This window comes from Kocuria arenosa (assembly GCF_042879215.1).
Lineage (GTDB): Bacteria > Actinomycetota > Actinomycetes > Actinomycetales > Micrococcaceae > Kocuria > Kocuria arenosa.
This window is the reverse complement of record NZ_JBHZTA010000002.1, coordinates 516,417-543,105: the sequence shown is the minus strand read 5'-3', so window position 1 is coordinate 543,105 and position 26,689 is coordinate 516,417. Positions and strand designations below refer to the sequence as shown.

24 protein-coding genes and 2 pseudogenes are annotated in these 26,689 nt (G+C 70.7%); 21 read left to right on the top strand and 5 right to left on the bottom strand.

The genetic code is table 11. The annotated features are described in order from the left end of the window. Positions 1-95, bottom strand: a pseudogene (locus ACFYE3_RS05985) (manganese catalase family protein); the annotation flags it as partial. A 38-nt stretch (positions 96-133) separates the two neighbouring features. Here ACFYE3_RS05985 and ACFYE3_RS05980 point away from each other — a divergent pair. Further along, the gene (locus tag ACFYE3_RS05980) at positions 134-265 is read left to right on the top strand and encodes a hypothetical protein (protein WP_387606977.1); all 132 of its coding nucleotides are present in this window, start codon (positions 134-136) and stop codon (positions 263-265) included. A 311-nt stretch (positions 266-576) separates the two neighbouring features. Beyond that, complete coding sequence (locus ACFYE3_RS05975; RefSeq protein WP_387606975.1) at positions 577-1,737, top strand: heparan-alpha-glucosaminide N-acetyltransferase domain-containing protein; 1,161 nt, start codon at positions 577-579, stop codon at positions 1,735-1,737. A gap of 98 nt (positions 1,738-1,835) precedes the next feature. Here the strand turns inward: ACFYE3_RS05975 and ACFYE3_RS05970 are convergent, their stop codons facing one another. Further along, a complete protein-coding gene (locus ACFYE3_RS05970; protein ID WP_387606973.1) occupies positions 1,836-2,147 on the bottom strand; it encodes a hypothetical protein in 312 nt (103 codons plus the stop codon). Positions 2,148-2,715: 568 nt separating this feature from the next. On the opposite strand from ACFYE3_RS05970, the gene ACFYE3_RS05965 reads away from it, so the two are divergent. Both ACFYE3_RS05965 and ACFYE3_RS05960 read left to right on the top strand, forming a co-directional pair. After that, on the top strand, positions 2,716-3,009 hold the full coding sequence (locus ACFYE3_RS05965; RefSeq protein ID WP_387606971.1) for a hypothetical protein: 294 nt from the start codon (positions 2,716-2,718) through the stop codon (positions 3,007-3,009). 15 nt (positions 3,010-3,024) lie between these two features. Continuing rightward, the gene (locus ACFYE3_RS05960; protein ID WP_387606970.1) at positions 3,025-3,381 is read left to right on the top strand and encodes a phosphatase PAP2 family protein; all 357 of its coding nucleotides are present in this window, start codon (positions 3,025-3,027) and stop codon (positions 3,379-3,381) included. Between the two features lie 90 nt (positions 3,382-3,471). On the opposite strand, the gene ACFYE3_RS05955 is transcribed toward ACFYE3_RS05960, so the two are convergent. Further along, positions 3,472-4,440 carry an NAD(P)/FAD-dependent oxidoreductase gene (locus tag ACFYE3_RS05955; RefSeq protein WP_387606968.1) on the bottom strand — a complete coding sequence of 323 codons (969 nt, stop codon included), beginning with the start codon at positions 4,438-4,440 and terminating at the stop codon, positions 3,472-3,474. Between the two features lie 579 nt (positions 4,441-5,019). On the opposite strand from ACFYE3_RS05955, the gene ACFYE3_RS05950 reads away from it, so the two are divergent. The 5 genes from ACFYE3_RS05950 (at position 5,020) to ACFYE3_RS05930 (ending at position 9,540) form a co-directional block, all read left to right on the top strand. Then, positions 5,020-5,619: an alpha/beta hydrolase gene (locus ACFYE3_RS05950; RefSeq protein ID WP_387606966.1), complete on the top strand. Its 600-nt coding sequence runs from the start codon at positions 5,020-5,022 to the stop codon at positions 5,617-5,619. Positions 5,620-6,160: 541 nt separating this feature from the next. Then, positions 6,161-7,360 carry a MalY/PatB family protein gene (locus ACFYE3_RS05945; protein WP_387606965.1) on the top strand — a complete coding sequence of 400 codons (1,200 nt, stop codon included), beginning with the start codon at positions 6,161-6,163 and terminating at the stop codon, positions 7,358-7,360. A gap of 120 nt (positions 7,361-7,480) precedes the next feature. Next, positions 7,481-7,630, top strand: a complete 150-nt coding sequence (locus ACFYE3_RS05940; RefSeq protein WP_387606963.1) for a hypothetical protein — start codon at positions 7,481-7,483, stop codon at positions 7,628-7,630. Positions 7,631-7,980: 350 nt separating this feature from the next. Beyond that, the gene (locus tag ACFYE3_RS05935) at positions 7,981-8,388 is read left to right on the top strand and encodes a YciI family protein (protein ID WP_387607006.1); all 408 of its coding nucleotides are present in this window, start codon (positions 7,981-7,983) and stop codon (positions 8,386-8,388) included. A gap of 6 nt (positions 8,389-8,394) precedes the next feature. Next, positions 8,395-9,540, top strand: coding sequence for an RNA polymerase sigma factor (locus ACFYE3_RS05930; RefSeq protein WP_387606961.1), 1,146 nt, complete (start codon positions 8,395-8,397; stop codon positions 9,538-9,540). 52 nt (positions 9,541-9,592) lie between these two features. Here ACFYE3_RS05930 and ACFYE3_RS05925 read toward each other — a convergent pair whose 3' ends face one another. Beyond that, on the bottom strand, positions 9,593-10,813 hold the full coding sequence (locus ACFYE3_RS05925) for an ROK family transcriptional regulator (RefSeq protein ID WP_387606959.1): 1,221 nt from the start codon (positions 10,811-10,813) through the stop codon (positions 9,593-9,595). A gap of 115 nt (positions 10,814-10,928) precedes the next feature. On the opposite strand from ACFYE3_RS05925, the gene ACFYE3_RS05920 reads away from it, so the two are divergent. From ACFYE3_RS05920 to ACFYE3_RS05880, 9 genes are all read left to right on the top strand, one after another. Then, on the top strand, positions 10,929-12,437 hold the full coding sequence (locus ACFYE3_RS05920; RefSeq protein ID WP_387606957.1) for a sugar ABC transporter ATP-binding protein: 1,509 nt from the start codon (positions 10,929-10,931) through the stop codon (positions 12,435-12,437). Then, positions 12,437-13,444: an ABC transporter permease gene (locus ACFYE3_RS05915; protein ID WP_387606955.1), complete on the top strand. Its 1,008-nt coding sequence runs from the start codon at positions 12,437-12,439 to the stop codon at positions 13,442-13,444. Before ACFYE3_RS05920 ends, ACFYE3_RS05915 begins: the two co-directional genes overlap by 1 nt. Further along, positions 13,441-14,538, top strand: a complete 1,098-nt coding sequence (locus tag ACFYE3_RS05910; RefSeq protein ID WP_387606954.1) for an ABC transporter permease — start codon at positions 13,441-13,443, stop codon at positions 14,536-14,538. Before ACFYE3_RS05915 ends, ACFYE3_RS05910 begins: the two co-directional genes overlap by 4 nt. Further along, positions 14,538-15,770: a substrate-binding domain-containing protein gene (locus ACFYE3_RS05905; protein WP_387607004.1), complete on the top strand. Its 1,233-nt coding sequence runs from the start codon at positions 14,538-14,540 to the stop codon at positions 15,768-15,770. The genes ACFYE3_RS05910 and ACFYE3_RS05905 overlap by 1 nt, the downstream gene beginning before the upstream one ends. A gap of 100 nt (positions 15,771-15,870) precedes the next feature. Next, entirely contained in the window at positions 15,871-16,740 is an 870-nt protein-coding gene (locus ACFYE3_RS05900; protein ID WP_387606953.1) for a sugar phosphate isomerase/epimerase family protein, read from the top strand. Next, positions 16,737-17,900: a Gfo/Idh/MocA family protein gene (locus ACFYE3_RS05895; RefSeq protein WP_387606951.1), complete on the top strand. Its 1,164-nt coding sequence runs from the start codon at positions 16,737-16,739 to the stop codon at positions 17,898-17,900. Before ACFYE3_RS05900 ends, ACFYE3_RS05895 begins: the two co-directional genes overlap by 4 nt. Before the next feature lie 45 nt (positions 17,901-17,945). Beyond that, the gene (locus ACFYE3_RS05890; RefSeq protein ID WP_387606949.1) at positions 17,946-18,947 is read left to right on the top strand and encodes a sugar phosphate isomerase/epimerase family protein; all 1,002 of its coding nucleotides are present in this window, start codon (positions 17,946-17,948) and stop codon (positions 18,945-18,947) included. Positions 18,948-19,041: 94 nt separating this feature from the next. Next, positions 19,042-19,869: a DUF1206 domain-containing protein gene (locus tag ACFYE3_RS05885; protein ID WP_387606947.1), complete on the top strand. Its 828-nt coding sequence runs from the start codon at positions 19,042-19,044 to the stop codon at positions 19,867-19,869. A 119-nt stretch (positions 19,870-19,988) separates the two neighbouring features. Beyond that, positions 19,989-20,261, top strand: coding sequence for a hypothetical protein (locus ACFYE3_RS05880; RefSeq protein ID WP_368831223.1), 273 nt, complete (start codon positions 19,989-19,991; stop codon positions 20,259-20,261). Positions 20,262-20,291: 30 nt separating this feature from the next. Here the strand turns inward: ACFYE3_RS05880 and ACFYE3_RS05875 are convergent, their stop codons facing one another. Next, a complete protein-coding gene (locus ACFYE3_RS05875; protein WP_387606945.1) occupies positions 20,292-21,146 on the bottom strand; it encodes an SDR family oxidoreductase in 855 nt (284 codons plus the stop codon). Positions 21,147-21,333: 187 nt separating this feature from the next. Between ACFYE3_RS05875 and uvrB the strand changes: the two genes are divergently transcribed. The 3 genes and pseudogenes from uvrB to ACFYE3_RS05860 all read left to right on the top strand — a co-directional run bounded on the left by uvrB (position 21,334) and on the right by ACFYE3_RS05860 (position 26,603). Then, entirely contained in the window at positions 21,334-23,454 is a 2,121-nt protein-coding gene (gene uvrB / locus ACFYE3_RS05870) for an excinuclease ABC subunit UvrB (protein ID WP_387606943.1), read from the top strand. 286 nt (positions 23,455-23,740) lie between these two features. Continuing rightward, positions 23,741-24,730 (top strand): annotated as a pseudogene (locus ACFYE3_RS05865) (TerC family protein); the annotation flags it as partial. Between the two features lie 544 nt (positions 24,731-25,274). Continuing rightward, complete coding sequence (locus tag ACFYE3_RS05860; RefSeq protein WP_387606940.1) at positions 25,275-26,603, top strand: TerC/Alx family metal homeostasis membrane protein; 1,329 nt, start codon at positions 25,275-25,277, stop codon at positions 26,601-26,603. The last annotated feature ends 86 nt before the right edge of the window (positions 26,604-26,689 follow it).

Below are 26,689 nucleotides of genomic sequence, written 5' to 3'. Positions count from 1 at the left end.
ATGTCTGCCAGCAGGTTCCCGGAGGCGGTCACGTAGGACCCCGACCAGGGGTTGCCCATCGAGTCCACCGGCCGAACTCCGGCCCCGGCCACGACCGGTGTGATAACTACCGCGGTAGTGAGTCGAGGAGGAAATGGGAAGACTGCTGATGATGTGTGGTGTGGTTGGCTACCTGGGCGCCGTCATGATCGAAGATCTGTTCCTGGACGTGCAGGCAGAGGAAGAGCCAGTGAGTTCATGGGCTCCAGCGGATCGGAGTGAGTGACGACTCCTCGAGAGGATTCGTACTAGTCAAGCCCCATTCACAGCTCTGTCACAGGTTGCTGATATTCGGGCCACATCGGTACCTGGTCCAGTGGTGAGTGTCCTGGGCCCGTCGGCCTGGATCGGTGGGCAGGGGCCTTGCCGGCACATCATCTGGGGGAGCCCGCACCTGTTATGACTGTCTCCGACCGCCGTCCGACTCCCGCAAGCCGGGCGCCCATCTCGGATGCCGCACCGTGGCGGAAGATTCCTGCAGGGGCCCCTGGCGACGGGGCCGGCACCGGGCCCGCTACTCCCGTCAAGCGGCGGCTGGTGGGGATCGATGCGGCCCGCGGCCTGGCCCTGATCGGGATGGCCTCCATCCACGTCTTGCCCGCCTGGGACCCAGAGACCTTCGAACCTACCGCGCAGTGGACCCTTTTCGCCGGGCGTTCGGCGGCGCTGTTCGCGCTGCTGGCCGGGGTGAGCCTGGCCTTCACCTCCGGGGGCCGCACCCCGCACACCGGCCGGGCGATGACGGCCACCCGGGCCGGCATCCTGGTGAGAGCTCTGCTCATTACCGGGCTGGGCCTGGCCATCAATCCCCTGATTCCCGGCACCACCGTCGAGGAGATCCCGGCGGTCAACATCCTGATCTACTACGGGGCGTTCTTCGTGCTGACGATCCCGTTCCTGCGCCTGTCCGCCAAGACCCTCTTCGCCTGGGCGGCGGTCTTCGCCATGGCCGGCCCCGTCCTGATGCACCTGCTGCTGGAGATGCTGCCGGTGGCGAAGGATCTCAATCCGGGTTTCGCGGACCTGGCCGCCGCCCCCGGGGCGACTCTCGCCCAGTTGTTGCTGACCGGCACCTATCCGACTTTGCCGTATCTGGCCTATCTGCTGGCCGGTTTGGCGATCGGGCGGCTGAACCTCGCCAGTATCCACGTCCAAATCTATCTGCTGCTGGTGGGTATCGGGGTGGCCGTGGTGGCGTGGTCGGCCTACTGGGTGCTGATCCTCCAGGCCGGTGGCTACGACCAGCTCATGTCCCACACCCCGGCGCTGAGCGAGGACCTGATCGACGACATCATCACCTTTGGACCGGACCAGGTCCTGCCCACCACCACCTGGTGGTGGTTGGCGATCGCCGGCCCGCACACCAACACCCCCCTGGCCCTGGCAGTGGGCCTGGGGTCCGCGGCGGCAGCACTGGGGGGATTCCTTCTGCTGGCTCGCCGCCTGGGCAGCTGGTTGTTGCCGCTGAGCGCGATGGGCACTATGACTCTGACCTTGTACTCGGCTCACCTGCTGGCCCTGTCGACCGAGGTCCACTACGACCAGCCCTACCTGTGGTTCTTCATCCAGATGGTCGTGGCCGCGGTCTTCGCCACGGCCTGGCACCGCGCCCTCGGGCAAGGACTTCTCGAACGCGTCGTGGCCCGTGGCGCCGGCCTCGGCCGCCGACTGGTGCTCACCGGTCCCCGCACACCCTGAGTTCCTGGGGTGCGGGGGTCGGGAGTCGGAGCGGGGGAGCTCGTGTTCTTGTCTGTGCGCGGCAGCTCACGTGCAGCGCCGTGTCGAGGGGGCCGTCCTCAGGGCCGTGTTCCGGGTCTGCCCCAGGACATCGGGCCGAGCATCTCCTCGGTTTGCTCGACGAACTCCACCTCCGTGCGCGCCAGTAACGCCCCGGGTGCGTAGCCGTCGGCCTCGCAGCGCACCGGCACGACCGCCTGATGCGGGGCGTACTCGTAGTCGGTGCACAGCACCAGCTCACCGGCAGTCAGTTTCAGTCCGGGCCGGTTCACGAGCATCCGGTAGCGGCGCAGCCGAGCCGGGGTCTCGTCGATGCACGATCCGGCCAGCGGACCAGGGCTGGTCTGGGTGAAAGTGCTCAAAGTGCTCATGAGTTCGGACCTCCTGGAACGTGGACTTCCCGGAAGGGACCTCCCGGTGCGTGACGGGCTCCATCGGTCGTCTGCCTTCCACGGTAGTAAGTACATGCCGGGTCAGGAAGGGCGCACGAGTGAACATCAAGGGTCCACCGGGGGTAACCGGTGCCGTGCCTGTCACCGTGAACGCTCAGCGCACCCCGAACCGGTCCTGGGCACGGAATGGCTCCCCGGCCCGCCAGCCCCGTATCAGATCGGGGAGGATCTGAGCGAGGCTCGAGTCCAGGTGGCGGTGCGGCATCTGGGCCGCGTCCTGGGCGGCACGGGCGGAGGCAGAGTCTCGCAGCTGTGCTGGCAGCCCCTCATGGGTGCGGCCCGCCATGAAGAAAGCACACTGCTTCACGTAGGGCCGGCTAGGGGCGAGCGGTTTTGTCGGTGAGGTGTCTGTGCGGGCATTGAATCGTCCCTGGTGCGGTGGGGCCAGTTGGTCCAGTTCTGCTGTGGGGGTTGCGGAGGAACACTGATCGCCATGATGTCCGTTGCCCATGGTCGGGCCCGTTCTCCCGGTAGGCACGGAAGGGGCTTGCCGAGGTTGCCGTGGGGCGCGGTGGCGGCCGGTGTCGTCCTCGGGGTGGTGGTGGTCGTCGCGGGTCTGTGGCTGAAGGACCTGGGGCCCGGCAGCCCGGACCGGGGCCTGGTGGATCCCGTGCAGCAGGCGCGTTCTCCGGCCCTGGACGTGTTGGCTCTGGTGCTGCGCTACGGATCGTCGGTGCCGGTGGCCATCGGGTGGTTGGTCTTGGCCGGGACCGTGTTGTGGGTTCGTGACCGGACCCCGCGGCGTGCCGTGGCCTTCGTGTCCCTGGCGGTACCGGGTTGAGCGGTCACCGCTGGGGTGAAGGTGGTGGTGGGACGGCCCCGCCCCCGGGGCGTTGCCTTGTGCGGGCAGTTGCAGGAGGTCGGTCCGCACAGCTTACCCAGTGCCCACGCGGCGATCGGTGCCGGGATCGCGTGCGCTGTGGTCCTGGTGTTCTGCTGGCCCCGAGGGACGGTGGCACGGGGGGCAGGAATTCTTCTGGGCCTGGGCTTCGCCGTGACGGCAGGCTGGAGCCGGGTGTACCTGGGCGTGCATCACCCCGGGGACGTTCTCGGGTCGATCGGACTGACCGTGGCCGCAGCGCTGATCTGGTTGCCGGTGCTGGCCCGGTTGCTGCAGCCACCCGGACACGACAAGTCGGAATCGAGGCAGTGAAGTGACCCCCATCGTCTCGGACTCCTTGCCTCGGACTCGACCCCGGCCGGCCTCAGCGCTGTGGGTCGCTTCACCGGTGAATGCCGGTGATCATTCGGTGGTGAACCGGTGGGTGTCCGGGGCCGGATCGGGCGCCTGGCCGGTGGTGCCGTGACCATGCAGGGAGGTGGCACAGGCGACTCCGGCGGCTACGCCCTGGGCCATGGCGATGGGCACAAGTTGCAGGCCCGGGGCGATGTCCCCGGCCGCATAAACCCCTTCAACACTGCTGAGCTGGCACACGTTGACGACGACGTGCCCCTCGTCGTCGAGCTCGCACCCCAGATGGGCGGCAAGGCTGTTGGTGGGGTGGTGGGCGTAGGAGAAGAACACCGTGGTGCCCTCCACCAGGCTCCCGTCGGCCAGCCGGAGGCCCTCCAACGCCCCTGGAGCCCCGAGCAGAGCTTCGGCCACGCCGTCCACGACCTCGATCCCGTGCTCGTGCAGAGTCGCGCGCTGATCCTCGGCGAAGGCCCGATCGGTGGTGTCGGTGACGACCCGCACGGTGTCGGCCCAGTCCAGCATCTCCGAGGCATAGGCGGGCAGGTGACTTCCGGTGCCCAGCACGATCACCGCCTGACCCCGGACCTCGAATCCATCGCAGGACGGGCAGTGATAGACATCCGTGCCGTAGTGGTCCTCGAAGCCGGCGATCTGCGGGAACTGATCCCGCACCCCGGTGGCCAGCACGATCCGCTGGGCAGTGATCTCCTTGCTGTCGACGGTGGCCAGGAACCGGCCGTCCTCGGTGCGCTCCAGGGCTACCACCGTCCCGTCGTGGAGCATCACGTGGGGGTACTGGTCCAGTCCTGCGCGGGCCTGGGCCAGCAGCGTGTGCGGGCTGATGGGGTCCCGGCCCAGCAGGCCGTGGGTGTGGTCGGTGAACCGGCTGCGGTGCTGCCCGGCGTCGATCACCAGGGTGGAGCGCTGGTACCGGCCCAGCCAGGTTGCCGCAGACAATCCGGCGACACCACCACCGACGACCAGGGCATCAACAGCGGACGGCAGATCACGGCTCATCGGTCCTCCTCGGCCTGCGGCGGGCATGCCCTCGGTTGTCTGAGCCCACCTTATGGGTGACTGGGGCGCCGTGCCGAGGACGGGCACCGACAGGTTGAAGCAATCCATGGGGTACCCGCAGCGATGGCGACTGTCCGGTTCGTGTCAACGTCGCATCTGCTCAGTGTTCGCCCGTCGTCGACAGTTCCCGGTTTGGCGGACAGTTCCGGACATCTGGATCTGCCGTGAACTCGACCACGAATGCCTCACCGGTCGCCCAGACCCAGGGATCGAGCGCCGGGCCCAGTGCCTTACGCAGCTCTCGGTGAGGCCGCTACAGTCGTGGGCATCGCGGCCCCGTGGTCGGCTCCTGGCCCGCACCGGGGGCGGGACGGGCAGAACTCGTGTCCTGTTCCGCAGATGTGGAGGAAAGGAATGGAGCATCGTCGACACCGTGCTGCGCTGTCGGCACACCCCGACGGTGTGCGGGTAGCTGTCCCGGCTGCACCCGGGACGCATCACCTCGCAGTGGAGGCTCAAGGGGATTCCGTGCTGTGTGTGCCGTCCCGGCCCGCGACAGGGCGGTCGGTCCCTCTGCTGGTGGCTCTGCACGGAGCCGGTGGCCTCCCCGAAGGCAGCCTGGCCGTCCTGCAGAAGGTCGCCGATCAGTACGGGGCCGCCGTTCTCGTCCCGGTCTCGCGGAGTTCGACCTGGGACGGCATCCGCAACGACTACGGTCCCGACGTCGATGTCATCAATCGTTCACTGGATCGCGCGTTCAACACCGTGGCAGTGGATCCCGGGCGGATCGGTATCGCCGGATTCTCCGACGGCGCTTCCTACGCCCTGGGCCTGGGGTTGGCCAATGGTGACCTGTTCGGCCACATCCTCGCTTTCTCCCCGGGCTTCATACCCCCCGCTGCCCGGTGGGGAAACCCCCGCATCGTGGTCTCCCACGGGGTGACAGACCCGGTGCTGCCCATCGACCGCACCAGCAGACGCATCGTGCCGGCCCTGGAGCGCACCGGCTACGACGTCACCTACCTCGAATTCGATGGCGGCCACACCATTCCCCTGGACATCGCACTCAAGGCCGCAGACTGGCTCGGCTGGAATGGACCCATCCACGGGGTGAGGAACAGACGAGAGCGTCCACCTGACGGGGATCACTGCAGAGCGAACGGTTGCCGGCCGCGCTGAGGGCAGGGAGCCGAGCGGCTCACCCCTTCTGTTTGACATATGGCCGGTCAGCGGTAGAACTCCTCGCAAGGTCATCGAGATGGTTCCGGTTCTGGAGCTGGATCGACCTCGAACGAGGTGAACTGCGTTGCACAAGAGATTCCCGCGGGAGCTGTGGTGTCCTGGTGCGAGTGACTGGGGGTCATCGATCGGGAGAAGGCTCCCCGCGATCAAATGACCTCTGCCCCATCGGCGTCGCAGCCCGCCCTCGGTGGCGGCGCGGCCACGCCGGCAACTGCCGCTGTGGATGCGGCAGCAGCTGAGGTCATTTTTTCACCGTGAGAAGCGGGGGGTGGACAGCTCCCGGTGATGGCGTCGGCGACACCCGTCATGGTGGTCACTGCTGCCTGCCCGGTGTCGCTGGACGAGCACCGGTCGCGGGGGCCGGCACGCACGGCGGGCTGTGGCATCGTAGGCGCTCAGCGCTGGAGTGGTGACCCGGAGGTCGCCGGCCGCTGATGGTCGATCCGATGGCCAGAAAGGTTCCGTGATGATGGAAAAAATGACGAACCCCCTGGAGACACTGACGCTGGACCAGCTGCGCCGGCGCACCAGCAGCAAGTGGCGGGCCCACCCCGAGGACGTGCTGCCCCTGTGGGTGGCGGAGATGGACGTCTCTCTGGCTCCGGCGGTGGCCCGGGCCGTGCACGAGGCCATCGACCTCGGCGACACCGGATACCCGGCCGGCACCGCCTACGCCGAGGCGCTGAGCGTCTTCGCAGCGCGGCGATGGCAGTGGGACGGGATCGCGGTGGAGCGCACCGCGCTCGTCCCGGACGTCATGCTGGGGGTGATCGAGGTGCTGCGCCTGCTGACCGATCGGGGGGACGCGGTCGTGGTGAACTCCCCGGTCTACGCCCCCTTCTACGCCTTCGTCTCCCACGACGCCCGCCGGGTGGTGGAAGCACCGCTGGGCGAGGATTCGCGGCTCGATCTGGACGTCCTGGAGGCAACGTTCCGGGGTGCGCGGGCGCGCGGGGGCAGGGTCGCCTACCTGCTGAGCAACCCGCACAATCCCACCGGGACCGTCCACACCGCTCGGGAACTGGCCGCGGTGGCCGAGCTGGCCCGCCGGCACGGGGTGCGGGTGGTCGCCGACGAGATCCACGCGCCCCTGGTGCTGCCCGGGGCCCGGTTCACCCCGTATCTGAGCGTGCCCGGTGCCGAAGACGCGTTCGCGCTGATGTCGGCCTCCAAGGGGTGGAATCTAGCCGGGCTCAAGGCCGCCCTGGCCCTCGCCGGACCGGAGGCCGCTGCGGACCTGCAGCGCATGCCCGAGGAGGTCGGTCACGGGCCCAGCCACGTCGGGATCATCGCCCACACCGCCGCCTTCGCCGCAGGGGAGACGTGGCTGGACGCGCTCCTCGAGGGTCTGGACGCCAACCGGGCACTGCTCGCTCGCCTGCTGGCACAGCACCTGCCGGGTGTGCGGTACACCCCGCCGCAAGGCACGTATCTGGCGTGGCTGGACTGCCGCGCGCTGGGCCTGGAGTCCGACGCAGGCCCCGAGGGGCTCGCCGTCGTCTCGGACATGGCCGCAACCGCCCGGATGTTCCTGGACCGCTCCCGGGTCGCCCTGAGCTCCGGGCACGTCTTCGGCACCGGTGGAGCCGGACACGTGCGGTTGAACTTCGCCACCTCGCAGGAGATCCTCACCGAGGCGGTGACCCGCATGGGACGATCGGTGCGGGACCTGCCATAGCCGCACCGACCCCCGTGGTGGACCTGGGACCGGCCGTTCTGGCTCTGCGCCGTCTCCGGGGGCTTCGCCCCGGCCCCGGCCAGCTCCCTGGCCGGGGCCGAGAGGGACAACTGGCTGGGTGTGGCCGGGTTCGTCACCGGTGCCTGCCTGATCGCCGTGCTCGCCGCCCTGACGGCCCAGGAGACCAAGGACAGGACCCCGGGCCAGATCGTCGACCTGCACACCACCCGCACCGAGGCGGTCGAGATGCCCAGCTGGACCGGTCCGTGAAAGCGCCCACCGCTTGACGTCGACACGCCGATCCGGCACGGACTGCCGGCCCGAGCGACGACCGCCCGGCTGTCGGTGTCCGCTGTGTCACCGAGAGCTCCCTGAACCGGCGCCCTGACCCGTCCCGTGGTCAGAGCGCCGGTCTGTGCACGCCGTGCCGCAGGCAGCCGAAGCAGCGCTGCCCGGAGCTCGGTGCACCCGATGCCGGACACAGGGGCGCGAGGGACGTTCCACGATTCTCGGGCAAGATCGCCGAAAGATGTCGCCGTGGGATGTCGAGATCCCGCCGACAGCTCCGTCTCCGGGGTGAGCACGGCCACAATGGGCCGTACCTCAGCAAGGAGAACATGATGGCCAAGTATCTGCTGCTCAAGCACTACCGGGGTGCTCCGGCGCCGGTCAACGACGTGCCGATGGACCGGTGGACCCCGGCGGAGGTGTCGGCGCACCTGCAGTACATGTCGGACTTCGCCGCCCGGCTCGAGGGCACCGGCGAGTTCGTCGACGCGCAGGCGCTGTCCCCGGAGGGCACGTTCGTCCGCTACGAGGGCGAGGGGAAGCCGCCGGTCACCGACGGCCCGTTCGCCGAGACCAAGGACCTGATCGCCGGCTGGATGGTGATCGACGTCGAGTCCTACGACCGGGCGCTCGAACTGGCCGGTGAGCTGTCCGCGGCCCCGGGGGCGGGTGGGAAGCCGATCCACGAGTGGCTCGAGATCCGCCCGTTCCTGACCGCGCCGCCGACCATCACGGAGTGACGCGCGGTGGACGAGACCCTGCTGCGGACCCTCACCCCCACCGTGATCGGGATTCTCGGCCGCCGCGGAGCGGGCTTCGCGGCGGCCGAGGACGCCGTGCAGGACGCCCTGGTCGAAGCGGTGCGCGTGTGGCCGGAGAACCCGCCGCGGGACCCGAAGGCCTGGTTGGTCGCCGTGGCCTGGCGCAAGTTCCTCGACGCCGCCCGCGCCGACACCTCCCGCCGGCGGCGCGAGCTCCGGCTCGAGGACGAGCCCCCGCCCGGCCCGGCGGCGTCCGCGGACGACACCCTTCAGCTGTACTTCCTGTGCGCGCACCCGTCCCTGACACCGGCCTCGGCGGTCGCGCTCACGCTGCGCGCGGTGGGCGGTCTCAGCACGCGCCAGATCGCGCGGGCCTACCTCGTGCCGGAGGCGACCATGGCCCAGCGGATCAGCCGGGCCAAGCGCACCGTCGCGGGCGTGCGGTTCGACCGGCCGGGTGACGTGGCCACGGTCCTGCGCGTGCTCTACCTCGTCTTCAACGAGGGCTACTCGGGCGACGTCGACCTCGCCGCCGAGGCGATCCGGCTCACCCGCCGGCTGGCGGCCGGGATGGAGCACGAGGAGGTGGCGGGGCTGCTCGCGCTCATGCTGCTCCACCACGCCCGGCGCCCGGCCCGGACGCGGCCCGACGGCAGCCTCGTGCCCCTCGCCGAGCAGGACCGAGGCCTGTGGGACGTCTGCCTGATCACCGAGGGCGTCGACCTGCTGCAGGCGGCGCTCTCCCGCGACCGCCTGGGCGAGTACCAGGCCCAGGCGGCCGTCGCCGCGCTCCACGCCGACGCCCGCACGGCCGAGGAGACCGACTGGGCGCAGATCGTCGAGTGGTACGACGAGCTCGTGCGGCTCACCGGCAGTCCTGTGGCCCGCCTCAACCGCGCCGTCGCGCTCGGCGAGGCCGAGGGCCCGCGGGCCGGTCTGGCCGCCCTGGCGGGGCTCGACCCCTCCCTGCCCCGGTACACCGCCGCCACGGCATATCTCCACGAGCGCGACGGCGACCCCGTGACCGCCGCACGGCTCTACGCCGAGGCCGCCCGGTCGGCGCCCAGCCTTCCGGAGCGCGACCACCTCACGCGGCAGGCCGCACGCCTCAACGCCCGGTTCCGAGGGTGAGCGACCGGAGCCCACGCGGCCCGGGGGCAGCCGGGTGTGCGGGCGGGCGCGCTCAGCCCGTGCTCAGGGCGGCGCAGGCGGCTTCGATGGACTCCGGGGACAGGACGTGGTCGATGGCCAGCACCGCCGCCCCCATGACGCCGGCCCGCTCCCCGGCGACCGAGGGGGCCACCCGCAGGTGCTCCGTGGCCAGTGGCAGGGACCGCCGGTAGACGACCTCGCGGATGCCCGCCAGCAGGTGCTCCCCGGCCTGGGCGAGGCTGCCGCCGATCACGATCACGGACGGGTTGATGAGGTTCACGCAGGTGGCCAGAACGTCCCCGATGTCCCGGCCCGCCTGGCGGATCACCTGCACGGCGCGGGGGTCGCCGGAGCGGACGAGGTCGATCACGTCCTGGCTGGTGGCGAGCGTGCCGGGCGCCTGCTCGTTGAGGGTCCGCACGAGCGCCGGGGCGCCGGCCAGCGCCTCGAGGCATCCGGTGTTGCCGCAGCGGCAGAGGAGCTCGTCGCCGCGCGGCACCCGGACGTGGCCGAGGTCCCCGGCGGTGCCCTGGGCTCCGCGCTGGAGGGCGCCGCCGGAGATGATCCCGGCGCCGATGCCGGTGGCCACCTTGACGAAGATCAGCTCGGTGGTCTCGGGCCAGAAGAAGCTGCGCTCGCCGAGGGCCATGATGTTCACGTCGTTGTCCACCAGCACGGGCACGTCGTAGCGGGCCTGCACGAGGGCGGGGACGTCCACGCGGTCCCACCCCGGCATGATGGGCGGGTTGATCGGCCGGCCCGTCTCGTGCTCCACCGGGCCGGGCAGCCCGATGCCGATGGCGGCCAGTTCCGCGGCCGGGCGGTTCCCGCGCTCGAGCAGCGTGGCGACCGTGCGCACGAGCCAGCCCAGGACCGCCTCGGGCCCCTCGCCGATCGCGAGCGCCTCGCGCTCCTCGGCGAGCTCCCGGCCGGAGAGGTCCGCCAGGACCGCCCGGGCGTGCGTCGCCCCGATGTCCGCGCCGACCACCACCCGGGCACCGGGGTGCAGGGCGAAGAGCGAGGGCGGGCGCCCTCCGGTGGAGGCGGCCCCGCCGTAGGGGGCGACGAGGCCCAGTGCCATGAGGGTGTCCACGCGGGACGCCACGGTGGAGCGGGCCAGCCCGGTCAGCTGGGCGAGCTCCGCCCGCGTCCTCGGGCGGCCGTCGCGCAGCAGCTGGAAGACTTCGCTCGCCCCCGGAGCGGGCGAGTCCGAGGAACGCGGCGACGGCGCCGAGGGTGGACTCTGCAGCACTTTGTCAGTAGAGCACGGCCCCTTATGGGGGTCAAGCACGTCACAATCGCACAACCAGAAACCAACTTTTGCCGGATCGTCGACAGAAGTCTGTGGCCCGTGTCACAGTGGCCGCATGAACGAGCGCGCGAGCTCCCCGGTGCTGACCGTCACGGGCCTGTCGAAGTCCTTCTTCGGGGTGCCGGTGCTCGAGGACGTGGACCTCCAGCTGCACGCGGGCGAGGTGCACGGGCTCGTCGGCGAGAACGGCGCTGGGAAGTCCACCCTGATGAAGGTGCTCGCCGGGGTCCACGACCGGGACGCGGGGACCGTGGAGATCGGCGGCACCCCCGTCGAGTTCCACCACCCGACCCAGGCGCACGTGGCCGGGCTGTCGACGGTGTTCCAGGAGTTCAACCTGCTGCCCGACCGCACGGTGGCCGAGAACGTCTTCCTCGGCCGCGAGCCGCGCAGGGGCCTGCTCGTCGACCGGCGGGCCATGAACACGATGACGAGCTCCCTGCTCGAGGACCTGGGCATCACCAGCATCCCGCCGACGACCACCGTGAGCTCCCTGTCCGTGGCCCAGCAGCAGATCGTGGAGATCGCCAAGGCCATCGGCTACGACGCCCGCATCATCTCCATGGACGAGCCGACCGCGGCCCTCGCGGGTCCGGAGGTGGACCTGCTGTACGCGATCATCCGCCGGCTCCGGGAGCGCGGCACCGCCATCCTGTACGTGTCCCACCGGCTGAAGGAGATCTTCGACCTGTGCGACACCATCACGGTCCTCAAGGACGGCCGCGTGGTGGGGACCGAGCCCGCGTCCGCCATGGACGACGCCGCTCTGGTGCGCATGATGGTGGGCCGCCCGATCTCCGCCTACTTCCCGGAGGAGGTGCCCGGCACGGGGGTGGGGCGGGAGCTCCTGAGGATCGACGGCGGGGGCAACGACCAGCTCGACGGCATCGACCTGACGCTGCGCGCGGGGGAGATCGTGGGGGTCGCGGGACTGCAGGGCTCCGGGCGCACGGAACTGGTGGAGGCCGTCTTCGGCGTCCACCCGTTCACCCGCGGGTCCATGGAGCTGGACGGCCGGCCGTACCCGGCCTCCTCGCCCCGGCAGGCCGTCCGGCAGCGCGTCGCCCTGATCACGGAGGACCGCAAGACGCAGGGGCTCAGCCTCGACCAGTCCATCCTGGACAACGCCCTGGGCGTGATCCGCTCCGTCTTCCCGCGGCGGACCGCCGCGGCCCGGAAGGACGTCCCCGGGGTGCTCTCCTCGCTCGAGGTGGTGGCCCGGGACCTGGACCAGGAGGTCCAGTACCTCTCCGGCGGGAACCAGCAGAAGGTGGTCCTCGCCAAGTGGCTGGCCGTGGACCCGCAGGTCGTGCTGCTCGACGAGCCGACCCGCGGGATCGACGTGGGCGCCAAGATCGCGGTCTACAACCTCATGCGCATGCTCGCCGCCGAGGGCAAGGCCATGCTCATGGTCTCCAGCGAGCTGCCGGAGGTCCTGGGCATGTCCAGCCGGATCGTCGTCATGCGGGACGGCCGGATCGCCGGTGAGCTCCCGCCGGACGCCACCGAGGAGCAGGTGCTGCAGCTGGCCACCGGTGCCCGCACGGAAGGGGCGAGACCGTGATGACGTTCTCGAGGCTCACGTCCACCCACATCGTCTACCTCGTGGTCCTGCTGACCTTCGTGGTCGGCATGGTGCTGGTCGGTGCCACCGGGCGCAGTTTCGTCAGCCCCGGGAACATCTCCGCCATCCTCACCGGGACCAGCGTCCTCGGTTTCATCGCGATCGGCCAGACGCTCGTGATCCTGGTGGGGAGCCTCGACCTGTCCGTGCCGTACGTCATCAGTCTCGCGAGCCTGCTCTCGGCGGGTCTCATGGCGAACCGGCCGGGCAACATCCTGGCCGGCGTGGCACTCGCCCTGGTCGTCTCCGCGGGCATCGGCCTGGTCAACGGCCTCGTGGTGTCCGGGCTGAAGGTCCACGGCTTCATCGCCACACTGGGCACCGGTCTGGTCGTCAGCGGCTATCTCGCCACCCACTACAAGGGCAGCTCGGGGCAGACCCCCGTGGCCTTCCGCCTCGTCGGCGCCACGGGCATCGGCCCGGTCCCGGTCTCCACGCTGATCATGCTGGCCTGCGCCGGCGTGGTCCTGCTCATGCTGACCCGCAGCCGACTGGGCCACCACATGTACGCGGTCGGCGGGGACATCCGGGTGGCCCGGATGTCCGGGATCCAGACCGGCACCCCGATCGTCGCCGCCCACGTCATCTGCTCCGTCATGGCCGGTCTCGCGGGCCTGCTGCTCGCTGCGCGGCTCGGGGTGGGCAGCCCCACCATCGGCTCCCAGGGCGGGTACGACCTGCTCTCCATCGCCGCCGTGGTCCTGGGCGGAACGCTGCTGGCGGGCGGCAAGGGGTCGCTGGTGGGGACGCTGGGCGGTGTCCTGATCTTCGCGATGATCGACAACATCATGAGCGTCCTGCAGATCAACCCGTTCCTGAAGGACGTGGTCCGCGGCATCGTGATCGTCGTCGCCGTCGCCGTGTACGCCCGGCGCCGGGTGGTCAGCCGGCCCGCACGCTTCGACCAGCACCGGAGCGGGCGGACCGAGCAGGAGGTCCCGGCATGAGCGCCGCCGTCACGGACCGGGCCGCGGTCCTGCAGCAGAACCGGTCACCCCGGCACGAGCGGGTGCTGCGCGGTCTGCGGACGCCCGGCGGAGCCGTCTTCGTGCTCCTCGTGGTGCTGCTGGTCGCGGCGATCGCCGTCAACCCGTCCTTCGGTGAACCGGGCTCGCTGATCCGGTTCGTCGGCCGCACGGCGCCGATCGCCATCGCGGCCATCGGGCAGTACTTCGTGATCGTCTCCGGGGAGTTCGACCTGTCCATGGGCTCGGTGGTCACCGCCCAGGTGTTCGTGGCCGGCAACCTCATCGGCCAGGACGACAGCCGGACCGTGCCCGTCCTGGTGCTGATGCTCGTCCTCGGGGCCCTCGTGGGCCTGGTCAACGGACTGGTCACCACGCTCCTGAAGGTGCCGAGCTTCATCGTGACCCTCGGCACCATGCTCGCCCTGCTCGGGCTGGTGCTCTACTGGACGGGCGGCGCCGCGACGGGGAACCCGGCGGACAGCTTCCGGCAGATCGGCCGCGGCGGCATCCAGGACGTCCCCGTCCTGGGGGTCCTGCCCTATCCGGTCGTCCTGGTGACGGTCGTCGCGGCCGCCGCCTTCTGGCTCATGCGCCGGCCCTACGGCCGCACGCTCATCGCCGTGGGCGACAACCCCCGGGCCGCCGCCCTGACCGGGGCCCGGGTCTGGTGGGTGCGCACCCGGGCGTTCATGCTCTCCTCCCTGGCCGCGACCGTGGCGGGGATCATCCTCGTGGGCTACGCCGGGGTGCACCCCTCCGTGGGGCGCGGCTACGAGTTCACGGCCATCACCGCGGTCGTCCTCGGCGGCGTCGTGCTGGGCGGCGGGCGCGGCTGGGTGCTCTCCGCGGCCGCCGGCGCCTTCGCCCTCGAGACCCTCTTCGCGCTCCTGAACTTCCTGGGCGTCCAGTCGACCTGGCGGGACACCGTGCAGGGCGCGATCATCATCCTCGCCGTCGCCGCCGGCACCCAGACGTGGAAGCGCCGCCGGCGCGGCCGGACCGCAGCGGCGCAGGAGCCGAGACGTGCCATAGCAGCACCGCCCACCCCGGGCACCGACGAGGAAGGAACATGATGCGCCGAAGCATCCAGTCAAAGGTCACCGTGGTGGCAGCGGCAGCGCTGCTGGGACTGACCGCCTGCACCACCGATTCGTCGATGGAGGAGCCGCCGCCCGCCGAGACCGGAGGGGAGTCCGCTGCCGCCACACCGGCTCCGGAGGGCGGTGACGAGTGGTTCGACCAGGCGGAGTACGACCGGCAGCTCGAGCAGCGCTCCGCCTCCTTCGAGGGGGACCCGCAGCAGCCCTGGACCCAGTACATCGACGGGGAGACGACCGCCACGGGGGAGTTCGCCGCCGACGGCCCGCAGAAGGTGTGCTTCTCCAACGCCTCCATCTCCAACCCCTGGCGCCAGACCGGGTGGATCACCATGAACGAGCAGCTCAAGGTGCTCCAGGACTCCGGGGTGATCTCCGAGATGGAGACCCGTGACGCCCAGGACGACGACAACACGCAGATCGCCGACATCGACTACTTCATCGCCGAGGGCGAGTGCGACGGGTTCATCATCTCCCCGAACTCCACCGCCGCCCTGACGCCCGCCGTGGAGCGCGCGTGCGAGACCGGCAAACCGGTGGTGGTCTTCGACCGCGGGGTGGAGACCGACTGCGCGACGACGTTCATCCACCCCATCGGCGGCTTCGCCTGGGGCATCGACTCGGCGAACTTCCTGGTCGACAACCTGCAGGAGGGCGACAAGGTGGTGGCCCTGCGCATCCTCCCGGGCGTCGACGTCCTGGAGCAGCGCTGGGCCGCGGCCGAGCGGATCTTCGAGGAGAACGGGATCGAGGCGACGGACTACTTCACCGGGGCCGACCCCACCGAGATCAAGAAGATCATCTCCGACGAGCTCGCCACCGGGGACGTGCAGGGCGTGTGGATGGACGCCGGTGACGGCGCCGTCGCCGCCATCGAGGCGTTCGAGGACGCCGGCGCGGACTACCCGGTGATGACCGGAGAGGACGAGATGAGCTTCCTGCGCAAGTGGGAGGACACCGGCCTGACCGGCCTCGCCCCGGTGTACTCGAACTTCCAGTGGCGCACCCCGCTGCTGGCGCTCGAGCAGATCTTCGCCGGCGAGGACGTCCCCGCCGAGTGGGTCCTGCCGCAGGAGCCCATCACCGAGGACCAGCGGGCGGACTTCCTCGCCGACAACGAGGGGATGCCGGACGGCCACTACGCCAAGTTCGGCGGCGAGGACCTGCCGGGCTACCCCGACGTCTGGCGGGACCGCGTCATCCCCTGACCCGCACGACCGCGCCCTGCCCGCCACCGGCCCGGCCCCCGGAGCTCCCGGCGGCGGGCAGGGCGCCATCCACGACAGTCCGACGAGAGGAGGCAGGCCCGTGCAGCGCTTGATCGGCGTCAACACCTGGGTGTGGGAGTCCCCGCTCACCGACTCGAACCTGCCCCCGCTGCTGGGAAAGATCGCGGACATGGGCTTCGACGCCGTCGAGCTGCCGCTGGAGAACGTCGGCGACCTCTCCGCCGGGGCAGTGCGGGACGCGCTCGCCGGGCTCAAGCCGTTCATCATCGGCGCCATGGCGCCCGGGCGGGAACTGGTCCTGGCGGACGACGCCGTGATCGCCCGGACCCAGCGCTACCTCAGGGCCTGCATCCAGCTGGCCCACGACGTCGGCGCACCGGCCGTGTGCGGGCCCTTCTACGCGCACACGGGACGGCTGTGGCGGATGGACGCGGCGGAGCGCGCGGACGCGTACGCGCAGCTGCGGCGCAACCTGGCACCGCTGGCCGCCGAGGCCGAGGCCGCCGGGGTCGTCCTGGGCGTCGAACCGCTCAACCGCTACGAGACGTCCCTGATCAACACCACCGCGCAGGCGCTCGACGCTCTCGGGCCGCTGCTCGGCCACGGTGTGGGCCTGGCCCTGGACACCTACCACCTGCACATCGAGGAGCGCTCCTCCGCCGACGCCGTCCGGGCCGCCGGCGAGCACCTCGTGCACGTCCAGGTCTGCGGCAACGACCGGGGAGCCCCCGGCGGGGACCAGACGGACTGGACGGGCATCTTCGACGCCCTGGACGCCGTGGGCTACACCGGCGCCCTCACCATCGAGAGCTTCACCGCCCTCAACGCCAGCATCGCCACCGCCGCCTCGATCTGGCGGCCCCTGGCGGAGACCCAGGACCAGCTCGCGGAGCACGGACTGGCGTTCCTGCGCTCGGCCGGCGCCCGGCCCCCAGGAGGACAGCCATGACCACCACCGTGCCCGACCCCGCCACCGGCCGTGAGCCCGCCGCCCTGGGCGTCGCCGTGCTCGGCTACTCCTTCATGGGCAAGGCCCACTCCAACGCGTGGCGCAACGTCAACGCCTTCTACCCCACGCCCCGCGTGGCGCAGAAGGTGCTGTCGGGCCGGGACGCCGGTCACGTGGCCGAGGCCGCACGGCGGTACGGCTGGGAGGAGAGCGGCACCGACTGGCGGTCGGTGCTGGAACGGGACGACATCCACGTCGTCGACATCTGCACCCCCGGTCACCTGCACGCCGACATGGCCGTGGCCGCCCTCGAGGCCGGCAAGCACGTGCTCGTGGAGAAGCCGCTGGCCAACACGGTGGCCGAGGCCGAGCGGATGGTGGCCGCCGCGGCGGCGGCCCGGGCCCGCGGCGTCCGGTCCATGGTGGGCTTCAACTACCGCCGGGTGCCGGCCCTGGCGCTGGCCCGGGAGCTGATCGCGGACGGCCGCGTGGGCCGGGTCCGGCAGGTCCGGGTCAGCTACCTCCAGGACTGGCTCGCCGACGAGCACGCGCCCATGACGTGGCGCCTGCGCCGGGAGACAGCCGGGTCCGGGGCGCTGGGCGATCTCGCCTCGCACGCCGTCGACCAGGTGCGCTTCCTCCTGGACTCGCCGGTCACGTCCGTCTCCGGGACGGTCACCACGTTCGTCCCGACCCGGGAGGGCGCGGCCGGCCCCGAGCCGGTGACGGTCGACGACGCCGCTTGGGCCACCCTGCGCACCGCCTCCGGGGCGGTGGTCAGCCTGGAGGTCTCCCGCTGCGCCACCGGCCGCAAGAACGCCCTCGAGATCGAGGTCTACGGATCGCTGGGCGGCCTGCGCTTCGACCTCGAGCGGCTGAACGAGCTGCACCTGTTCGACACCGCCGCGGCGCCGGACACCCGGGGCTACAACCGGATCCTCGTCACCGAGGACACCCACCCCTACGTGGGGGCGTGGTGGCCGGCCGGACACGTCCTCGGCTGGGACCACACGTTCACCAGCCAGGCCGCCGACCTCCTGCGGGCCATCGAGACGGGGACCCCGGCCGCCCCCGGGTTCGAGGACGGCCTGGAGGTCCAGCGGGTGCTCGGCGCCGTGACGGACAGCGCGGCGCGGTCCGGCGCCACCGTCCACCTCTGACCCCGGACCAGCGGAGAACCGCTCTCCCCGACCCGAAGGACTCCCATGGGACACCACCGCTACACGCTGTTCACCGGACAGTGGGCCGACCTCCCGCTCGAGGAGGTCGCGGAACTGGCCGCCGGCTGGGGCTACGACGGTCTGGAGATCGCCGTCTCCGGCGAGCACCTCGACGCCTGGCGGTGGGACGACGACGCCTACGTCCGGGACCGGCTCGACATCCTCGAGCGCCATGGTCTCGGGGTGTGGGCCATCTCCAACCACCTGAAGGGACAGGCGGTCTGCGACGACCCGATCGACTTCCGGCACGAGTCCATCGTGGGGCCCCGGGTCTGGGGCGACGGATCGCCCGAGGGAGTGCGCGCCCGTGCCGCCGAGGAGATGCAGCTGACGGCACGGCTCGCGCGGAGGCTGGGCGTGGACACGGTGGTCGGCTTCACCGGGTCCTCCGTCTGGCAGTACGTGGCGATGTTCCCGCCGGTCTCCCAGGACGTGGTCGACGCGGGCTACCAGGACTTCGCGGACCGGTGGAACCCGATCCTGGACGTCTTCGACGAGTGCGGGGTGCGGTTCGCCCACGAGGTCCACCCCTCCGAGATCGCCTACGACTACTGGTCCACGCACCGGGCGCTGGAGGCCATCGGCCACCGCGAGGCCTTCGGGCTGAACTGGGACCCCAGCCACTTCCTGTGGCAGCAGATCGACCCGGTGGCGTTCATCTCGGACTTCGCGGACCGGATCTACCACGTGGACTGCAAGGACACGAAGATGCGGACGGGCGGGGGGCGCAACGGCATCCTGTCCTCCCACCTGCCCTGGGGCGACCCCCGCCGCGGCTGGGACTTCGTCTCGACCGGCCGGGGCGACGTGCCGTGGGAGGACAGCTTCCGGGCCCTCACCGCCATCGGCTACGACGGCCCCGTGTCCGTGGAGTGGGAGGACGCCGGCATGGACCGCCTCCAGGGCGCCCCCGAGGCCCTGGCGTTCCTGAAGCGCTTCGACTTCGCGCCCTCCGGCGCCTCGTTCGACGCCGCCTTCAAGCAGTAGCCGTCGTCCCGGAGCAGCCGGTGTCAGCCGAACGGCGTCGTGGACACCGGCGGTCCACAGGCGCACGATGGAGTTCCGAACCGCAGGAGGAGCCATGGGCGAGGTCGGCCGGCAGGCCACGAGGGCGGCCAACGCCGCGGACGCCGCGACGGACTCACGCGGGTTCATCCTCGCGGCCCGCGCCGGATACGTGGCGGCGGGCCTGCTGCACGTCATGATCGGGGTCATCGCGCTGCGCGTCGCCACCGGCGGCTCGGGCTCCGCGGACCAGTCGGGGGCGGTCGCCGCGCTCGCCGGCAGCCCGGGCGGCACCGTCCTGCTGTGGGCGTGCTTCCTCGGCTGCGCGGCGCTCGCCGTCTTCCTGTTCAGCGAGGTGTTCTTCGGCGCGACGCAGCGCTCGGACCGGGAGCGGCTCAAGCACCGCCTCAAGATGGGCGGCCAGGCGCTCGCCTACGGCGCGATCGGCGCCGTGTTCGGGACCTACGCCCTCGGGGGCTCGAGCGACAGCAGCCAGTCCACCCAGTCGATGAGTGCCCGGCTCATGGCGCACCCGGCCGGCACGGTGCTGCTGATCGCCGTGGGACTGGGCCTCGTCGTCGCCGGTGTCTTCTTCGTCCACCGGGGCGTGACGAGGTCCTTCCGGGAGAACCTGAAGAGCCTGCCGCCGGGCAGGGCCGGCTCGGCCGTGGTGTGGCTGGGCACGGCCGGCTACGCGGCGAAGGGCGTCGCGCTGGCCGTGCTCGGCGTGCTCGTCGTCGTGGCCGCGGTGCAGAGCGACCCCGGGCAGTCGACGGGTCTGGACGGCGCGCTCAAGAGCCTGCAGGAGCAGCCGTTCGGGGCGTGGATCCTCGGGGCCGTGGCCCTGGGCCTCATCTGCTACGGGGTGTTCATGGTGGTCCGGGCCAAGTTCCAGAAGATGTGACGCCGCCCTCGCGGCACACCGCCGGGGGTGTCCCGGAGCCGCTGAGCGACCGGCCTGTGCCGGCCGCGGCACGAGGAATACAATGGTGCCCATCCGCTTCGCGGTCACCGGGGGACGCCATGTCCGAAGAGCAGCACACCGTCAACGAGGACGCGCCGTCGTCGGGCTACCGCCTGCTGGACCGGCTGAACCAGATCGCCCTCAAGATCTACGGCGCGGCCGATCGCGTCCCCCCGGAGACCCACGGCGCCGAGGAGAGCGAACGGGCCCACGCCTGGTACGAGGAGTGCCAGAAGCACTTCGTGATCGAGAAGGACGAGCACGGCAACGAGTACCTCTACCACCGTGACGACTCCCGCGGCGGTCCCCGGGCCGGGACCTCCCGCAACTGACGGGCCGTCTTCCCTCGGCGGACGGGCGCCTCAGCGCATCGCGCGCAGCGCGTCGACCAGCGCAGTGGTGTGCCGGCCGAGCAGCCGCGACAGGTCCCCGGTGACGAGGTCCAGGGCGCCGTCCTCGATGTTGGCGTCCAGGGCCACCAGGAACCGCGCGGTGCTCTCGTCCACGCCGGTCCGCTCGAGCTCCGCCAGGTGCTGCTCGGGCGTGAGGCGCCGGTAGGTCACCTCCCGGTCCAGGACCTCGGTCAGCGCGGCGGCGAGCTCGTCGAAGCTCCACGCCACGTCCCCGGAGAGCTCGTAGGTCTGCCCGGCGTGGCCGTCCTGGGCGAGGACCGCGGCGATCGCCTCCGCGTAGTCCTCGCGGGTGGCGCTGGCCACCCGGCCGTCCCCGGCGCTGGCCAGGACCACGCCGGTGGTCTCCGCGTGCCGCAGGGCCGGCTCGAAGTTCTCGGTGTACCAGCCGTTGCGCACGATCGTGTAGGGGAGCCCCGAGTCGGCGATCCCCTGCTCCGTGGCCAGGTGCTCGTCCGCGAGCAGCAGCTTCCCGCGGTCGGCCCCGAGGGTGCTGGTGTAGACGAGGCGGGAGACCCCGGCCCGGACGGCGGCGTCGACCGCGTTCCGGTGCTGGGGCACGCGCACGCCCGCCGCGCTGCTGGAGATCAGCAGGACCGTGTCCGCCCCCGCGAACGCCTCGTCGAGGGTCGCGGGGTCGGTGTAGTCGACCCGGACCGTGGCCAGACCCAGCTCCCGGAGGGCGCCGAGCTTGTCCTCGTTGCGGCCGGCGGCCACGAGGTCCGGCAGCTGCACGTCCAGGCGCAGGAGGGAGCTGATGACGTGGCGGCCCAGCTGGCCGGTGGCGCCGGTGATGACGATGGACACGGTGTTCCTCTCGATGATGACCCGGCGGCCCGCGGGCTCCGGCGGCGTCCCCCGGGTGAGGCGGTGTGCCCTGTGCAACGGGCCGCACCCGCGGCGTATTTCCGGCGTGCGGTCCCGGTGGCCGCGGGTCCGATCGCCCCCGGAGGAACCCGGGCCCCGTGTCCGGGGCGGCGCGTAGCCTGGTGCCATGAGCCTCGCCCAGAAGATCAACCGTGTCGTCGCCCCCTTCGAGGTCATCTCCGACTACGTGCCCGCCGGCGACCAGTCCAAGGCCATCGAGGAGCTCGCCGCGAGGATCGAGGCCGGGGAGAAGGACGTCGTGCTGCTCGGCGCCACCGGCACCGGCAAGTCCGCGACCGCCGCGTGGCTCATCGAGCGGGTCCAGCGGCCGACCCTCGTCATGGTGCAGAACAAGACGCTCGCCGCGCAGCTCGCGAACGAGCTGCGCGAGCTGCTGCCCAACAACGCCGTCGAGTACTTCGTCTCGTACTACGACTACTACCAGCCCGAGGCCTACGTCCCGCAGACGGACACCTTCATCGAGAAGGACTCGTCCATCAACGAGGAGGTCGAGCGGCTGCGGCACTCCGCGACCAACGCCCTGCTGACCCGGCGCGACGTCATCGTGGTCGCCACCGTGTCCTGCATCTACGGCTTGGGTACCCCCGAGGAGTACGTGGCGCAGATGGTCACGCTGCGCCGGGGGGCGGAGATGGACCGCGACGAGCTGCTGCGCCGGTTCGTGCACATGCAGTACGCGCGCAACGACGTCGACTTCCACCGCGGCACGTTCCGCGTGCGAGGGGACACCGTGGAGATCATCCCGATGTACGAGGAGCACGCGGTCCGCGTGGAGTTCTTCGGCGACGAGATCGAGTCCATCTACACCCTCCACCCGCTCACCGGGGAGATCATCCGGGAGGAGACCGAGATGTACGTCTTCCCCGCCTCCCACTACGTGGCCGGCGCGGACCGGATGGCCACGGCCGTGAAGTCCATCGAGGACGAGCTCGCCGCGCGGCTGCAGGAGCTGGAGTCCCAGAACAAGCTCGTCGAGGCCCAGCGGCTGCGCATGCGCACCACCTACGACCTCGAGATGATGGAGCAGATGGGCTACTGCAACGGCATCGAGAACTACTCCCTGCACATCGACGGCCGTCCCCGCGGGTCCGCCCCGCACTGCCTCATCGACTACTTCCCCGACGACTTCCTGCTGGTGGTCGACGAGTCCCACGTGACCATCCCGCAGATCGGCGGCATGTACGAGGGGGACATGTCCCGCAAGCGCACCCTCGTGGAGCACGGCTTCCGGCTGCCCTCCGCGATGGACAACCGCCCGCTCAAGTGGGACGAGTTCCTGGGGCGCATCGGCCAGACCGTCTACCTCTCGGCCACGCCGGGCAAGTACGAGCTCTCCCAGGCGGACGGCTACGTGGAGCAGATCATCCGGCCCACCGGGCTGATCGACCCCGAGGTGGTCGTCAAGCCCACCAAGGGGCAGATCGACGACCTCCTCGACGAGATCAACGTGCGGGTCGAGCGGGACGAGCGCGTGCTCGTCACCACCCTCACCAAGCGCATGGCCGAGGACCTCACCGAGTACCTCATGGAGCACGGGGTCAAGGTCCAGTACCTGCACTCCGACGTCGACACCCTCCGCCGCGTGGAGCTGCTGCGCGAGCTGCGGATGGGCACGTTCGACGTCCTCGTCGGCATCAACCTGCTCCGGGAGGGCCTGGACCTGCCCGAGGTGTCCCTGGTGGCGATCCTCGACGCCGACAAGGAGGGCTTCCTGCGCTCCACGACCTCCCTGATCCAGACGATCGGCCGCGCCGCCCGCAACGTCTCCGGACAGGTGCACATGTACGCCGACCGGATCACCGACTCGATGGCCACGGCCATCGAGGAGACCAACCGGCGCCGGGAGATCCAGGTCGCCTACAACACGGAGCACGGGATCGACCCGCAGCCGCTGCGGAAGAAGATCGCGGACATCACCGACCAGCTGCAGCGCGAGGAGGAGGACACCCGGGAGCTGCTCGCCCGGCGTGCCGCCGCCGGCAGGAAGACCGCGCCGACCGGGGCGAAGGGCGGGCGGGACGCCGTGGCGGCCGCGGAGGACAAGCTGCGCCAGGACGGGTTCGCGGCCGCGCCGGCGGAGGACCTCGTGGACCTCATCGCGCAGATGACGGAGCAGATGCAGGCCGCGGCCGCCGAGCTGCAGTTCGAGCTCGCCGGGCGGATCCGTGACGAGCTCGCGGATCTCAAGAAGGAGCTGCGGCAGATGCAGCAGGCGGGGCACGCCTGAGCCCCGCCCCCGACGGGAAGGACGACCCGCGGTGACGTCCGGTCCCGGTGTCCACCCGGGCTGGGGTAGAGTCCTCCCCGCGTAGGGGAGTATCCCTCAGCGCTGCGGTCGTCAGCACGCCGGGCAACGGAGCCGGGCCGGTCGCAGCGGCCGCACCTCGGCATCCGGGCCCGGAGCCCGCCGGGGCGGTGGAGAGACTTGCGGCTCATCGTGACGCCCCGGCCCGCCCCGCTCCACGGACGGCGCCGGCCCGCGGGCGCACCCATCTCCAAGCGAAAGAACTCGCGTGCACACACAACTACCGGCGTGGTTCGAGATCGGCTCCTTCGTCGTCCTCGGCTGCATCCTCCTCTTCGACCTGATCATGGTCGCCAAGCGCCCCCACGAGCCGTCCATGAAGGAAGCGGGGATCTGGGTGGGCGTCTACGTGACCCTCGCCCTGGTCTTCGCGGGTCTGATGTTCGTCTTCGCCGGCGCCGAGCAGGGCACCCAGTTCGTGGCGGGCTGGATCACCGAGTACAGCCTGAGCATCGACAACCTGTTCGTGTTCATCGTGATCATGGCCCGGTTCGCGGTGCCCCGGAGGTACCAGCAGGAGGTGCTCATGGTGGGCATCATCATCGCGCTCGTCCTGCGGGGGGTGTTCATCCTGCTGGGCGCCACGATCATCGCCAACTTCTCCTGGGTCTTCTACATCTTCGGCGTGTTCCTCCTGTGGACCGCCTACCAGCAGGCCAAGGACGAGGGTGAGGACGAGACCGAGGAGAACGGGCTCATCCGCCGCCTGCGCACGGTGGTCCCCATGACGGAGGAGTACGACGGCAACAGGCTGCGCACCACGGTGGACGGCAAGCGCGTGTTCACCCCGATGCTCGTCGTCTTCGTGACCATCGGCGTCACCGACCTGATGTTCGCCTTCGACTCCATCCCGGCGATCTTCGGTCTCACCCAGAGTCCGTTCATCGTCTTCACCGCCAACATCTTCGCCCTCATGGGACTGCGCCAGCTCTACTTCCTGCTCGGCGGGCTCATGGAGCGGCTGATCTACCTCAAGCACGGTCTGTCCCTGATCCTGGCGTTCATCGGGGTGAAGCTCATCCTGCACGCCCTGCACGAGAACGAGGTGCCGTTCATCAACGGCGGTGAGCACATCGCGTGGGCCCCCGAGATCCCCACGTTCGTGTCGCTGGGCGTCATCGTGGCCATCATCGTGGGCGCGACCATCGCCTCCCTGGTGAGCCCCCATGGCCGGACCGCCCACGCCGTGGCCGAGCTGCACCGTGCCATCGAGGTCTACCAGGGCATCCCCGAGGGCACTCCGACCACCGAGATCCGGATGGTGCAGGCCGAGCTCGTGAAGAAGCACCGCGCGGCCTCGACCGCCGCCCAGCGCGCGCACGGAGAGCTTCCGGACGTGCTCGAGCACACCGGCAAGTCCGTGGACGCACACCACGTCGAGAGCCAGGACCAGGCGTCCGGGCGCCCGTCCGCGTCGAGACTGACGAGCGGCGGGACCGGCACGCCCGGGCGGTGACGATCCCGGAGCCGGGCTCGACAGGCACCTGACCGGGCCCGACACGCCCCAGGGCCCGCCTCCACCGCGCGGTGGAGGCGGGCCCTGGGCGTGAGGCGGACCCGGGGGCCTGTATAGACTGTGCTCAGCCTAGGGGAGTATCCCTCAGCGCTGTGGACGTCAGCACGTCGGGTGCCTTCTCCCGGCCGGACGCAGCGGTCGAGCCCAGCACGACGGACCGGAACGGTCCGGCGGGATCGGCGGAGAGACTTACGGCTGTCCCGTACTCGACCCCGAAAGCAGAACCATGGAAGTTTCACTCACTGTCTGGATCGTCACGATCGCGGCCATCGCCGGCCTGCTGCTCTTCGACTACGTGTTCCACGTGCGCAAGGCCCACGAACCGCAGCTCAAGGAAGCCGCGATCTGGTCCGCGATCTACGTGGGCATCGCCCTCCTCTTCGGCCTGTTCGTCCTGTTCCGGTGGGGCGGGACCTACGCCGGGGAGTACTACGCCGGGTACATCACCGAGAAGGCGCTGTCGGTGGACAACCTCTTCGTCTTCCTCATCATCATCGCCTCCTTCAAGGTCCCTCGCGAGGACCAGCAGAAGGTCCTGCTGTTCGGCATCACGTTCGCCCTGATCGCCCGCACCGCCCTGATCTTCGTGGGCGCCGGGCTGATCAACCAGTTCGCCTGGATCTTCTACCTGTTCGGCCTCATCCTGCTGCTGACGGCCGGCTCCCTGATCAAGGGCGAGCTGTCCGAGTCCGCGCACGACGAGGCGGACAACTTCATCATCCGCACCGCCAAGCGCTTCATGCACACCTCCGACGAGTACGACGGCGACAAGCTGTTCACCATGGAGAACGGCAAGAAGGTGATGACGCCGATGCTGCTCGTGATGGTGGCGATCGGCGGCACCGACGTCCTCTTCGCCCTGGACTCCATCCCCGCGATCTTCGGTCTGACCCAGCAGACGTACCTGGTGTTCACCGCCGTGGCGTTCTCCCTCATGGGTCTGCGCCAGCTCTACTTCCTCATCGACGGGCTCCTGGACCGGCTCATCTACCTGTCCTGGGGCCTGGCGGTCATCCTCGGCTTCATCGGCGTCAAGCTCATCCTGCACGCCCTGCACGAGAACAACCTGGGCTTCATCAACAACGGCGAGCACGTGGAGGTCGTCGAGGTCGGCATCAGCCTCTCGCTGACCGTCATCGTGGGGGTGCTGGTCCTCACCGTCCTGGCCTCCCTCTACAGCCCCAAGGGCCGGGCCCTGCGCGTGCTCAACGGCCTGCAGACCGTCGCGGAGAAGTACGTCACCCTGCCGCAGGACGCTTCCGCGGAGGATCGCCGGAAGCTGGCCGAGAAGGCCGCGAAGTACCAGCGGCAGATGCCGAAGATCTCCGACAAGCACCGCGAGGAGCTGCTCGAGTCCGAGAAGCAGTTCCACGAGCTGCTGGACCGCGCGCGCGGCAAGCACCGCGAGTTCGAGCGCACCGGTGTGGGTCCCGAGCCGGATCCCGTGCCGGCGCCGGAGGCCGAGGCCCTCTCGGGCGCCCGGGCCGAGACCCAGGAGGCGGCCGGCACCACGACCCCGGACGCACCCCGCGGCGGCGGCAGCTCCGCCGTCTGAGCGACCCGCTCCCGGTGCCCCGCGCACCGGGAGCAGGAGCCCCCGGCCCGCACCGAGCAGGTGCGGGCCGGGGGCTCCGTCGTCGT